Source organism: Myroides sp. C6-3 (assembly GCF_050522425.1).
Lineage (GTDB): Bacteria > Bacteroidota > Bacteroidia > Flavobacteriales > Flavobacteriaceae > Flavobacterium.
In genome coordinates, this window is record NZ_JBMVQP010000007.1 from 35,280 (window position 1) to 48,648 (window position 13,369).

12 protein-coding genes are annotated in these 13,369 nt (G+C 36.1%); 9 read left to right on the forward strand and 3 right to left on the reverse strand.

Features of this window, described 5'->3' with window-relative positions; translation table 11 throughout:
• Window position 1 precedes the first annotated feature (1 nt).
• From ACPDG9_RS04580 to recN, 7 genes are all read left to right on the forward strand, one after another.
• Window positions 2-520 (forward strand): ferritin, encoded by a 519-nt coding sequence (locus ACPDG9_RS04580; RefSeq protein WP_430526584.1) that lies wholly within the window; start codon window positions 2-4, stop codon window positions 518-520.
• A gap of 62 nt (window positions 521-582) precedes the next feature.
• Window positions 583-1,029, forward strand: a complete 447-nt coding sequence (locus tag ACPDG9_RS04585; protein WP_430526585.1) for a hypothetical protein — start codon at window positions 583-585, stop codon at window positions 1,027-1,029.
• A 168-nt stretch (window positions 1,030-1,197) separates the two neighbouring features.
• On the forward strand, window positions 1,198-2,004 hold the full coding sequence (locus ACPDG9_RS04590; protein ID WP_430526586.1) for an outer membrane protein assembly factor BamD: 807 nt from the start codon (window positions 1,198-1,200) through the stop codon (window positions 2,002-2,004).
• Window positions 2,005-2,016: 12 nt separating this feature from the next.
• The gene (locus tag ACPDG9_RS04595; protein WP_182647711.1) at window positions 2,017-2,334 is read left to right on the forward strand and encodes a DNA-directed RNA polymerase subunit omega; all 318 of its coding nucleotides are present in this window, start codon (window positions 2,017-2,019) and stop codon (window positions 2,332-2,334) included.
• A gap of 13 nt (window positions 2,335-2,347) precedes the next feature.
• Window positions 2,348-3,553 carry a bifunctional phosphopantothenoylcysteine decarboxylase/phosphopantothenate--cysteine ligase CoaBC gene (coaBC, locus tag ACPDG9_RS04600; protein WP_430526587.1) on the forward strand — a complete coding sequence of 402 codons (1,206 nt, stop codon included), beginning with the start codon at window positions 2,348-2,350 and terminating at the stop codon, window positions 3,551-3,553.
• The gene (locus tag ACPDG9_RS04605; protein ID WP_430526588.1) at window positions 3,546-4,436 is read left to right on the forward strand and encodes a DUF4835 family protein; all 891 of its coding nucleotides are present in this window, start codon (window positions 3,546-3,548) and stop codon (window positions 4,434-4,436) included. Before coaBC ends, ACPDG9_RS04605 begins: the two co-directional genes overlap by 8 nt.
• 36 nt (window positions 4,437-4,472) lie before the next feature.
• Entirely contained in the window at window positions 4,473-6,128 is a 1,656-nt protein-coding gene (gene recN / locus ACPDG9_RS04610) for a DNA repair protein RecN (protein WP_430526589.1), read from the forward strand.
• A 198-nt stretch (window positions 6,129-6,326) separates the two neighbouring features.
• Here recN and ACPDG9_RS04615 read toward each other — a convergent pair whose 3' ends face one another.
• Window positions 6,327-7,169, reverse strand: a complete 843-nt coding sequence (locus ACPDG9_RS04615; RefSeq protein WP_430526590.1) for a DUF4249 family protein — start codon at window positions 7,167-7,169, stop codon at window positions 6,327-6,329.
• Window positions 7,170-7,173: 4 nt separating this feature from the next.
• Window positions 7,174-9,540, reverse strand: coding sequence for a TonB-dependent receptor (locus ACPDG9_RS04620; protein ID WP_430526591.1), 2,367 nt, complete (start codon window positions 9,538-9,540; stop codon window positions 7,174-7,176).
• Window positions 9,541-9,715: 175 nt separating this feature from the next.
• Here ACPDG9_RS04620 and ACPDG9_RS04625 point away from each other — a divergent pair, with 175 nt between their 5' ends.
• A complete protein-coding gene (locus ACPDG9_RS04625) occupies window positions 9,716-10,708 on the forward strand; it encodes a sensor histidine kinase (protein WP_430526592.1) in 993 nt (330 codons plus the stop codon).
• Window positions 10,684-11,376, forward strand: a complete 693-nt coding sequence (locus ACPDG9_RS04630; RefSeq protein WP_430526593.1) for a LytR/AlgR family response regulator transcription factor — start codon at window positions 10,684-10,686, stop codon at window positions 11,374-11,376. Before ACPDG9_RS04625 ends, ACPDG9_RS04630 begins: the two co-directional genes overlap by 25 nt.
• A 449-nt stretch (window positions 11,377-11,825) precedes the next feature.
• Here the strand turns inward: ACPDG9_RS04630 and lpdA are convergent, their stop codons facing one another.
• Window positions 11,826-13,217: a dihydrolipoyl dehydrogenase gene (lpdA, locus tag ACPDG9_RS04635; RefSeq protein WP_430526594.1), complete on the reverse strand. Its 1,392-nt coding sequence runs from the start codon at window positions 13,215-13,217 to the stop codon at window positions 11,826-11,828.
• Window positions 13,218-13,369 lie beyond the last annotated feature (152 nt).

Below are 13,369 nucleotides of genomic sequence, written 5' to 3' on the forward strand. Positions count from 1 at the left end.
TATGTTATCGAAAAAATTGCAAGATGCTTTAAATGGACAGATTAAAATAGAAGGAGATTCATCTCAAATTTATTTAGCGATGGCAACTTGGGCAGAAGTTCAAGGATTTGAAGGAATTGCTTCTTTTATGTATGATCAATCGGATGAAGAGCGTACACATATGCTTAAATTAGTTAAGTATATCAACCAAAGAGGAGGAGAAGCAACGATTCCAGCAGTAGCAAAACCGGAGTTGGATTACGCTTCATTTAAGACGCTTTTTACACAATTATTTACACATGAAGTGTTTGTGTCAAAAAGTATTAATGAATTAGTACATATAGCTTTAGAAGAACGCGATTATGCTACACATAACTTCTTACAGTGGTATGTGTCTGAGCAAATTGAAGAAGAAGCAACAGCACGTACAATTTTAGACAAAATCAATTTAATTGGAGATGATAAAGGTGGACTTTATTTATTCGACAATGATATGAAGAGCTTTAGAGGAGATGCAGGAGCAACTTCTGCTACGGTATAGTAAGAAAAAATATGGATAAAAAAGATGCCTATGGGCATCTTTTTATCTTTAAATAAGGGAGTATGTATTGCGAGAAAATGAATATTTACAGGCAAAGATCAGCACAGTTTATTGTAACTTTTGTATGTATTATACTTTTGCTTTTTAGTGTTATCACTGGAGACTATTTATTTTTAGGTGCTACTACTGTTTTTGTACTAGGAGTTCATTTGTATGCTCGTTCATTAGATTACACGATCGAACATACAGCCGACGCTTTGGTATTTGGATTGTGTAGAAAACACACCGTCTTATTGGAGGAGATAGAAGAAATGACGATCGAAAACCTAGATTATGTAGGGAAATTCGGAGGATATGGATATCGTAGATTTCGAAGGAAACATGCTTATGTATTTAGTGATTCGGGTGATTTTTTATGTGTAAAAACGGCGAATAAAGACTACTTTCTCTCTATTAAAGATAAAAACTATTGGAAGAATTGGTTGGAAAAACAGAGCGAATGCCTGTGAAGATGAACAAACACTTACTAAAATATCCTGTTAAAATAAAACAAAAAAGAGCTTTTTTTCTTTTTAGTAAAGAAAGGTTTTTGTATAATGCAATTATATAACTAAATTTGCAGTTGCTTTTGAAGTGCATTAACTCGAGCAGCAATTGTTTAATACCGAATAAACGAAATGAAAAAATACGTCGGATTATCTCTTTTAGCGTTAACTTTTGTAGGGTGTTCCCCTTTGCAAAAAGCTATGAAATCAGAAGATTTGGAATTTAAAACGCAAGTTGCAAATCAATATTACGAACAACAAAAGTATAGAAAAGCTATCCGATTATATGAGCAAGTAGAGACTTCGTTTAGAGGTCGACCAGATTATGAGGATATGTATTTTAATTTCGCACAAGCTACTTATGTAACGAAGGAGTATATGACAGCGGCTGAACGTTTTAAATTGTTTGCTGCAACATACCCTAGAAGTGAAAAAAGAGAAGAAGCGTTGTTGAAAGAGATTAAATGTGGGGTAGAGTTATCTCCTGTTTACTCTTTAGATCAAACTATTACCAACACAACAATTGATAAATTACAAAAGTTTATCGATCAATACCCTGGTTCGAACTTTATTTTCGAGGCGAATTCAATCATGAGTTCGATGAACAAAAAGCTAGAGAAAAAGGCTTTTGAAAATGCAAAACAGTTGAATACAATTGGGCCATACACTCGAAATTATGGAGCGGCTATTGTAGCACTAGACAACTTTATCTACGATTACCCTGGTACGGAATTCAAAGAAGAAGCGCTATTCTACAAATTGGATTCTGCATATAAGTTGGCCATGAACAGTGTTCACAGTCGCATGGAAGAGCGTTTAAACAATGCAAAGGGAATGTACGATGCATTGATTCGCTTTAACAGCGAAACAAAATACAAAGAAAAAGCAGATGACATGCTTGAAGATATAAACACAGAATTACAAAATATTTCAAAATAACCTAAGCGTAAAATGGATTTAAAGAAAACAACTGCTCCAGTAAACACAATTACTTACAACAAAAGTAAAATTGAAGAGCCAACTGGTAATATCTATGAAGCTATTACTATTATCGCAAAAAGAGCAAGTCAAATCAACGTTGAAATTAAAAACGAATTGATCGATAAGTTAGAGGAGTTCGCGACTAACAATGACAGCTTAGATGAAGTTTTTGAAAATAAAGAACAGATTGAAGTATCAAAGTTCTATGAAAAACTTCCAAAAGCTCAAGCGTTAGCAGTTGAAGAATGGTTGGAAGGGAAAGTTTCATTCAAAGAAGTTAACCAATAACATATACTACAAAATGTCAGTGCTAAGCGGAAAGAAAATATTACTAGGTGTTACTGGTGGAATTGCCGCTTATAAAACGGCAAATTTAGTACGTTTACTTATTAAAGCAGGTGCTGAGGTCCAAGTGATCATGACACCTGCTTCTCATCAATTTGTCACTCCTTATACGTTATCAACGTTGTCTAAAAAACCTGTTTATACTCAGTTTTTTAACGAAGGCGAAGGAGGTACATGGAATAATCACGTCGAATTAGCGCTTTGGGCAGATCTTATGCTTATTGCACCGGCTACGGCTAATGTTTTAGCTAAAATGGCTCATGGGCTATGTGATAACTTACTTATGGCGGTCTATATGTCTGCGAAATGTCCCGTCTACGTTGCGCCAGCAATGGACTTAGACATGTATATGCACCCCTCAACAGAAAAAAATCTAGCTACGCTATCGTCTTATAATCACGCGATTATTCCTGCTGAAGAAGGTGAGTTAGCAAGTGGATTAATCGGAAAAGGAAGAATGTCCGAACCGGAGACAATCCTCGCTGTGATCGAAACTTCTTTACGTCAATGTTTACCTCTTCAAGGTAAAAAAGTATTAATTACCGCTGGTCCTACATACGAACCCATAGATCCAGTGCGTTTTATAGGTAATCACTCTTCTGGTAAAATGGGATATGATATTGCTAAAGCGGTTGCTAAACAAGGGGGAGAGGTAGTTCTCGTAAGCGGACCAACGAATCAAAAAATAGATGATCCTCTCGTTCAAGTCGTGCCGATTATGTCTGCACTAGAAATGTACGAAGCGTGTCACCGTTATTTTGATCAGGTCGATGTAGTGGTTGCTGCAGCTGCAGTAGCGGATTATCGTCCAAAAGAAATTGCTGCGCAGAAGATTAAAAAGAACGCGGAGGAATTTACGATCACGATGGATAAGAATCCAGACATTTTAGCTTCTTTAGGCGCAATCAAAAAACAACAATACTTGATTGGCTTTGCATTGGAAACGGAAAATGAAGTGGAACACGCCAAACAAAAAATAACCAAAAAAAACCTAGATTTAATCGTTTTAAATTCCCTTAATGATCAAGGGGCAGGTTTTGGAAAACCAACGAATAAAGTTACCTTTATCGATCGTGCATTTACGGTACAGCCGATGGAACTTAAATCAAAAGAAGCCGTTGCACAAGATATTGTCAATAAAATCATTCAACAGTATGAATAAACTTTTGGGACTTTTCGCTTGTTTTTTTCTGTGGATTGGCACGAGCCATGCACAAGAGTTAAACGCCAATGTAAGTGTGAATTTCGCACAGGTGGGAAATGCCCATCAGAATTATTTTCGCACATTAGAAAAGTCGCTTAAAGAATTGTTGAACCAAACGAATTGGACTTCTCAACGCGTGAATCCCAATGAGAAAATTGATTGTACGTTTTTGTTAACGGTGAGTTCTTTTGACAATAACACACATGTTTCAGGTACACTACAGGTGCAATTTGGTCGTCCTACCTATAACACGACGTATATGAGCCCTGTCTTGAATTTTAACGACAAGGATATTGCTTTTAATTATACTGAATTTGAACCACTTCGCTATAGTGCAGGTAGCTATGAATCGAACTTAATCTCTTTGGTGTCTTTTTATGTCAATATGATTTTGGGTATGGATAGTGATACTTTTGCTAAAGAAGGCGGAACTACTTACTATCAAGAAGCATCTTTAATTGCTTCAATGGCGCAACAATCAGGTGCAAAAGGATGGAAACAAGGAGACGGACCTACGTCGCGTTATACTTTGGTTAACGACTTGTCCGCTGGGGCTAGTCGACCTTTTCGCGAAGCTTTATACAACTATCACAGAAAAGGACTTGACCTAATGAGTGAAAGTTTAGAAGAGGGTAGAAATGGCATTTATCTTGCATTAAATGACCTAAAACAGTACAACGCAGTGCGTTCGAATGCTTTCTTAATACGCGTGTTTTTCGATGCGAAAACAGATGAGTTAGTAAATCTTTATTCAGGAGTAGCTGACCAAAACAAGAAACGCGTGGTTGAAAGTTTACAAGCATTATCTCCCTTAAATGCTTCGAAGTGGAATAATTTATAAGTATCTTTCCATTGTAAAATTAAATAAACTCGGATTATGCTTACTTCTTTGAGTATAAAAAATTTCGCTTTAATAGACCATTTAGAAATTGAGTTTTTTAAAGGGTTTTCTATTATTACTGGTGAAACTGGTGCTGGAAAATCAATTGTATTAGGTGCATTAGGTCTTTTACAAGGGAAAAGAGCAGACTTAGGTTCGCTAAAAAATAAGGAGGAAAAATGCGTGATTGAAGGTCAATTTCATGTGGATCCTTATAAACTAGAGGAACTGTACTCTTTTTTAGATATGGATTACGAACCGGTAACCATTATTCGAAGAGAGATTTTACCTTCTGGGAAATCACGGGCTTTTGTCAATGATTCACCAGTCAATCTAACAGATTTACAAGAGTTGAGCGCCGTATTAATTGATATTCACTCCCAACATCAAACGAGTGAGTTGAATGAAGAAACTTATCAAATTAAGGTAATTGACGCTATTGCACAGAATGAAGAAACTTTAGAAGAATATCAAAAGCAATTAAAAATATACAAGGCTTCGCTTAGTGAACTTAAAAAACTGAAAGAGGAAGAAATAGAATTGCTAAAAGAACAGGATTACAATGCCTTTCTTTTAGAAGAACTAGAAACAGTACAGTTGAGTAGCATTGATCAAGCAGAGCTTGAAGGCGAGTTTGAAAAGCTGAATAATGTAGAAGATGTACGTGAGAGCTTTGCTTTAGCGACGCAAATCTTGACTGCGGATCAAATGGGCGTTATTCAAGGACTAAAGGAATTGCGTCAAACCCTACAAAAAACAGCAACTGTTTCTAAGGATTACGAAGAATTATACAATCGTGTGGTAAGTGCTGAAATTGAATTGGCGGACTTAGCTAATGAAATTGAACGAGAAGTAGATCATGTGGTTTCGGATCCAGAGCGTTTAAACGTTTTACATGAACGTTTGCAAATTCTTTATGCGCTACAAAAGAAACACCAAGTGAATACGGTAGAAGAGTTAATTGCTATTGAGACGGGGTTAAATGACAAGGTCTTTAAAGTTGGTGAAGTACAGGAAAAGATTGTCGCAGTAGAAAAGTCGATCGCTGCGCTCATTGTTACGCTCGATGACTTAGCGCATCAACTGTCTCAAGCAAGGCAACAAGCCATTCCCGCTTTGCAAAGTCAGCTCGTTGAGATCTTGACCTTGGTGGGAATGCCTCATGCGTTGTTTCAGTTTGACTTCAAAACAGTAGACCAGTATTTAACGAATGGGAAAGATCAAATGCAATTGCAGTTTTCTGCTAATAAAGGAATGGATTTCGGCTTGCTAAAGAAAGTAGCTTCTGGAGGAGAATTATCGCGTATTATGTTGGCTATTAAGGCAATTTTAGCTCGTTATTCTAATTTACCTACCATTATCTTTGATGAAATTGATACGGGAGTTTCGGGGGAGGTTGCGGATAAGATGGGCGTAATCATGAAGGATATGAGTACGCTTATGCAAGTATTTGCTATTACACATTTACCACAAATTGCAGCTAAGGGACATCAACATTATAAAGTATATAAAGCCTCTGAAGGCGATTCAACAACATCAAAACTCATTCAGTTAGATGAAGCACATCGCGTAGAAGAAATTGCGCAAATGCTATCTGGAAAGGATATAACAGCATCTGCTTTGCAACACGCGAAGGAGTTGCTGAACAGTTAACAGAAGATTATCAATATAGAAAAACCATTCCTTTGTAGGGATGGTTTTTTTGTTTGTTGAGATGATGAGATGATGAGATGATGAGATTTTCATTTTAAAAAATACCTTCTTATTTTAGAAAAATCTACCGATACCTCATAACAGATCACTGATAACAAAAAAAAAGCGACAAAAACGGAAACGTTTTTGTCGCTTTTTTTATTTTTTAGGCTGTTCAAAAATAGTGTGTACAGCGATTTGTTTTTCGATTACCCTAAAGTAGCCCAATGCTTCTTTTTCGGGTGTAGTGCGGTTTTTTACATTTCCAATAATACGACCACTAGGTACTTGAAAAGGTCCTCCTCCATTGTTGATTGCATCGAAGAAAGTCATAGCGAAATCGTAGTAATTTCTGGAAATCTGAGCGAGTTCAATTGCTACTTTTTCTCCTGCTACTGCATCTTCGTCAACAATATAAAGTGACTCCATTCGGTTGCCTATTGCGTATTCATTGTTTAATACACGGGGCTGAGGTCCCTTTTTATCGTATTTATAGTATAGATAATAGTAATTCAAATTTTGATTGACCTGTGGGGTGTCTTGAAAATACACGCGCAATACATAATAATCTTTGTCGAAATACTTTTCTCTTTTTTGTGTGATTTCGTCTATGTTTGGACTTGCATGAAACGTTTCAGTTGCTTCATAGATATCGTTGTCATATTCAATTTGAAGTTTAAAGGTATCCCCATCTGTTGGTTTATTAATTTCAGTTGAATAATAAAGTCCAGTTTGAGCGAGTTCGCGCAATAGGAATTGATTTCCTTGTTGGTCACTAATACGAACAATAGCATTATTAACAGGAGGGATTTCTAGATTAAAATAATCTGTAGTCAAACTCAGTTTCACCGATACGGTGTCTGTATCTCTCATTTTGTTAAAATCTAAATTTCCTTCTACAACCAATCGAGGTTCTGCTGTTGGTAAATCGATATCGATTACTTTCGTACATGAAGTGAAGGATACCGTTAGAAGAATAAAAATATAGGGTAACACTCTCATTTGCTTAAAATTTAAAATTGTAGGTAATACTTGGTACTAAACCGAAGATTGACATCTTTTCAGCTTCATTTTTTCCACGGATGTCTTCGTTTTCTCTAAAGGAGATTGAAGCAGCATTGTATCGGCTGTATAAGTTGTAAATTCCAAATACCCATTCACCTTTCCATCTTTTTGTTGAATTAGGATTGGGGGTGTAAGTTGCAGAAATGTCTAAGTGGTGATACGCTGGCATTGTATTCGCATAGCGATCGCCAAATTTCGGTACGCGTAAACCTAAGTATTCATATTGACCTTCAGGATACGTAATTGGTCGACCAGACTGTAGGGTAAAGCTAGCGCTGAACGTCCATTTTGGGTTATAGTCGTACATAGCAGTAATGGATAGATCGTGTAACTTATCATAAGCTGCTCTATACCAATTACCGTTGTTGATTCCTGGTTCATCAACTGTTCTGCCAGGTGTGCGTTGTTCTGCTTTAGAAAGCGTATAAGCAACCCATCCTGTTAGTTTGCCCAAGTTCTTTCTGAAGAGTACTTCCAAACCATAAGCTCTCGCTTCTCCATTGAGGATTACGCGTTCAATGGCCTCGTTTCCGACTAGCTGTGCGCCGTCTATATAATCAATGCTATTTTTTACTTTTTTGTAGAACACCTCTGTTTCTAAGCTGTACTTGCCCTCTGAAAAGTTTTGAAAGTAGCCTAACGCCACTTGATCCACTAGTTCTGGATCCGTGTATTTTCCACTAGGTGTCCAAATATCTAAAGGCGTTGGTGCAGCAGTATTAGACATCAAGTGGATGTATTGCGTCATGCGGTTGTAACTCGCTTTAATCGATTGATTGTCGTTTATGATATACGCTACTCCTAAACGCGGTTCGATATTGTTGAAGTGTTCTATTGATTTATTCTTTTTGTAGTAGATTGGATCTAGCATATCAGCCATTTTGTAAACACCTAATTCGCGATCATACCAAACAGGTTGGTTGTTGGCATAGGTATGTTCTATCCCTTTTCCTTTGGCATTAAAATGAGAAAAACGAAGGCCGTAATTCACACTAAAATGTTGTCCAAAATCTTGTTCTGCTTCTACATATACGCTACTTTCTGCTGCATATTTATTGTCTATTTTCTTGTAGTTAATTGAAGAATCACTGGTTGTCGGTTTAATCGTTCCAGGATAGAAAATGTACTCCATATGTCCGACACCATAACGCAATTGTAAAGTTGAGTTGATATCGTGTAAGAAATCGTACTTCAATTGTGTACTCTTAATTCCATTGGTCCAATTGAATCCAACCAAATCCAAATCTAAATCATAGTTGTAGTGACTAGTAGATAAGGTGAAGTTTCCGATCAAGTTGTCGTTGTATGTCGTTTGCCAATCTAGTGTAGCCGCTAAGTTTCCAAAGCTGTTTTTCATCAGATCAGTAAAACTAAAAATGTCTTTTCCGTAATAAGCAGAGAAAAATAGTTTGTTCTTTTTATTGAGTTCAAAACTCAATTTGGTGTTGATGTCGTAAAAATAAGCTGAATTTTTATTATCCGTCAGCTTTAAGAATAAGTGAGCATAAGAACCACGTCCTGCAATCAAGAAAGATGATTTGCCTTTTTGAATGGGACCTTCAGCAAGTAAACGACTAGAGATAACGCCGATTCCCCCCTCAAGTGCATACTCGTTTTTATTTCCTTCTTTTTGATTGACATCGAGTACAGAAGAAGCTCTTCCTCCAAAACGAGCGGGGATTCCCCCCTTATAAAGCTTTAAATCGCGTATCGCATCTGAATTAAAAACGGAAAAGAAGCCAAAAAGATGAGAAGAACTGTATACGGTTGCTTGATCTAGAAGAACCAGGTTTTGTCCTGCACTGCCTCCTCGTACATTAAATCCCGCAGCACCTTCTCCAGCGTTTGTTACTCCAGGTAGTTGAAGAATGGATTTTAAAATATCGGATTCACCTAATACAACAGGCATTTTTTTGATTTCTTCTGTCGTCAGTTTGTTGACACTCATTTCGGGTTTTCGAATGTCTACTTTGTTTCTATTTTGTACAATTACCACCTCAGATAGTTCAGAATTATCTGTGGATAGTACAAAATCTAACGTTTGGTTTTGGGTTAAGTTTACTTTTTTAAACGTATCCGTATAGCCAATATAAGATATTTTTAAAGTGTAAGAACCTTCTTTTAATTCAATGGCATAGTGACCTTTTTCGTTGGTAATGGCGCCATTACTTATTTCATTAATATAAATTGTAGCCCCAATTAAAGGTTCGTGATTGTCTTTTATCGTTCCTTGTAAAAGATAAGTGGCTTGACCTTTCATGCCCAAGGTTATAAAAAACAATACACAGCATAGAAATGCTGTTTTCATTTGGTTGTATATCATCCTACTTTGGTAATTAATTCAAGTACGAAAATAGCTAAGTTCTAGCGTTTTTAGCGAAAAGAATATGCAAAAGGAAGAATTTTTATCTTAATGGTTTTGGTATAAGTTTTTTGCAGTCAATGTGTTGGATTAACTATCTTTAGTCCATAAAGCTTTTGACATGTGGAGATGGTATTCAAATATATGGTATCGCAATATTTTTGGTTTATTAACGCTGTGTTTAATTTTTGGATTCATTCAATACACAACGTTAGGAGATAAAAGTATTCGAGAGATTTTCTTGGAGATGGTTCCTGCCATAACAATGATTTATTTTTTGCTTTATATCAACAATGTATTTGTAATTAAGCGATTTTTGTTGACCAAAAAGTACGATTCCTTTTTACTGTGGTTTTTAGTCTACTTGGTTTTTAGTGTATTTTGTTTGAGTCAATACGCCATCTATGTAGGGGAGTTTAAATCTTTAATTCTCGAGGTAACTAATACGTTGTTTTTTACTATTTTGGGTACAGGAACGTATTTTATTCACCAATGGGCTTTTCAGAATATTACCCTACGTGAGCGAAAGTTGGCCAACACAGAAGCAGAGCTAAAATTTTTAAAAATGCAACTAAATCCCCATTTTTTGTTGAATGCGATGAACAATCTGTATGGAGAAGCGCTCACTAATCCCACAGATACGCCCAATCGTATTTTGCAACTCTCTCACTTGTTTCGCTATCAAATTGAAGCCAGTAAAAAGGAAGAGGTTCGATTGAAATTGGAAATTGATTTCGTCAATGAATATTTAGATTACTATAAATTCACAAGTGATTCACTTGTGGTGAATATCAATTATCAAGGAGATCTTGAAGCATATCACGTACCTCCTTTATTGTTTTTTAGCTTAGTAGAAAATGCGGTGAAGTTTAGTTTACAAACAGAAAATCCGTTTATTACTATTTCTTGGAAAGAGCGAGAAGGGAAGATCTACTTTGAAATTATCAATAGTTGTTTACCCAAAGAAAAACAGAAGCAAGGAACAGGGTTGGGATTGAGTAATTTAAAAAGGAGATTAGAAGTATCGGGTATACAGGCTCGATTTATATCAGAAGATCAAAAGAATATTTATAGTGCAAAACTTACATTATGGGGATTAAATACAAATGTTTAATTGTAGATGACGAAAAACCAGCACATCAGGTTTTGATGAGTCATCTTAGTCAATGCGAAGATTTAGAATGTGTTGGTAACGCTTTTTCAGGTAAAGAAGCGCTACTTTTTTTGCAAAAGAACGATGTAGATATTTTACTATTGGATATCAATATGCCTTTAATATCGGGGTTGGAGTTTTTGGATATGTTAGCGGTTAAGCCTATTACAATTATAACAACGGCTTACTCTGACTTTGCATTAGAATCGTATGAGAAAGATGCGGTTGATTATTTATTGAAGCCAATTTCGTTTGGCAAGTTTTTAAAAGCAATCGAAAAGGCTAAGATTTTTTGCAAGAATAGAAAAGAAACAACGGAAGAAGTCAGAGATAATGTATTGCGAATACGAGAAGATGGATTGGATGTGACTATCGATATAGACGAAATTATTTTTGTGGAAAGTGCAGGGAATTACATCAAGATTTTTGTTGAGAATAGAAGCAAGAGTTATTTTGTCTATGGCTCCTTAGTAAGTATTAAAACGGAGTTACCAGATGATTTTATTCAGGTGCATCGTTCGTTTATTGTCAACCGCAAGCAAATAGTAAAAAAGGAGTTAGGAAAAGTAACGCTGTGTACTAATATCGAAATTCCGGTGGGTAGAAAGTATCAGATTTTAATTGAGTAAGGAAAGGAGGAAGTGTAGGACGATTTTTTTTAGATCTACCTTACAGCCGTTCTTGAAGGTAGATCTATGTTTGTCTATCCTTAAAAAGGCGAAATTCGGGTTGTTTTTTTCAGTTTTCGCTGTCCATAAATACTAATGGCAATGCAAGTGAATGCAAGAGTTAACGATCCAAATTCTAATGTTTGTTTATAGAGGAATTGATCGATATTTTGCACCATTAGTATCATACCGACGACCAAAAACAAAAAGGTAAGACTCCGTAAAAAGGAGGTTAAAAAACGTTTCATTATAGAATATATTATAGTTAATAGGTTTAAATATAGTTAATTATGATTTATTTTCAAAGGATTAAGACATAAAATAGGCGAATTGAAAAGGTATAAATAAAAAAAGTCTGTCGATTTTCGACAGACTTTTTTTATTTAAAACTATACTGAGTTTTCTTATTCTTATAAGTGGATTACTTCACCGTAAGCATCTGCAACAGCTTCCATAACAGCTTCACTCATTGTTGGGTGTGGGTGAACTGCTTTTAAGATTTCATAGCCCGTTGTTTCTAATTTACGAGCAACAACAGCTTCAGCAATCATATCTGTAACACCAGCACCGATCATATGACATCCTAACCATTCGCCGTATTTAGCATCGAAAATAACTTTTACGAATCCATCAGGTGTACCCCCTGCTTGCGCTTTTCCAGAAGCAGAGAATGGGAATTTACCAACTTTGATTTCATAACCAGCTTCGATTGCTTTCTTCTCTGTTAATCCAACTGAAGCAATCTCAGGTGTAGCATATGTACATCCAGGGATATTACCGTAGTCTAAAGGTTCAACATGATGACCTGCAATTTTCTCTACACATAAAATTCCCTCTGCAGAAGCAACGTGTGCTAAAGCTTGTCCAGGAACAACATCTCCAATAGCATAATAACCAGGGATATTTGTTTGGTAGAAATCGTTTACTAAGATTTTATCTCTATCTGTAGCAATTCCAACTTCTTCTAGGCCGATGTTTTCAATATTTGTTTTGATACCAACCGCAGATAATACGATATCAGCCTCGATGATTTCTTCTCCTTTTGCTGTTTTTACCGTTGCTTTTACGCCTTCTCCTGTCGTGTCAACTTTCTCAACAGAAGCATTCGTCATTACTTTAATTCCCGCTTTCTTTAATGAACGCTCAAATTGTTTAGAGATGTCTTCGTCTTCAACAGGAACGATGTTTGGCATAAATTCAACAACCGTTACATCTGTACCCATTGCATTATAGAAATAAGCAAACTCAACTCCAATTGCACCAGAACCAACCACAATCATTTTCTTTGGTTGCTTAGGTAAAGTTAAGGCTTGACGGTATCCGATTACTTTCGTACCATCTTGTGGTAAGTTTGGCAATTCTCTAGAACGAGCACCTGTTGCGATGATAATGTGGTCCGCACTATATTCTGTTACTTTTCCATCTTTATCTGTTACGTCAACTTTTTTGCCCGGTTTTACTTTTCCAAATCCATCGATAACTTCAATTTTGTTCTTTTTCATCAAGAATTGAACACCTTTGCTCATTCCTGCTGCAACTCCACGTGAACGTGCAACTACAGCGTCGAAATCTTTATCAACTTCTCCATTAATTGTCAAACCATAATCAGAAGCATGTTTCAAGTATTCAAATACTTGGGCAGATTTTAGAAGTGCTTTTGTAGGAATACATCCCCAGTTTAAGCAAATACCTCCTAAATTTTCTTTTTCAACTACTGCGACTTTAAAGCCTAATTGAGATGCTCTGATTGCCGTAACGTAACCTCCAGGGCCACTTCCTAAAACAATAATATCGAATTTCATATGTATGTATTTCTATATTTTACGCTACGAAAATAATCAATTATTTCCGTTCTTGAAACTTTCAGTTTGAAAAGTTGATAGACAGTAAATTATCGAATTGTAAATGGATGTGCTTTTTGGGTGTCTTTAAGAAGATGATTGTTAGTTTATCA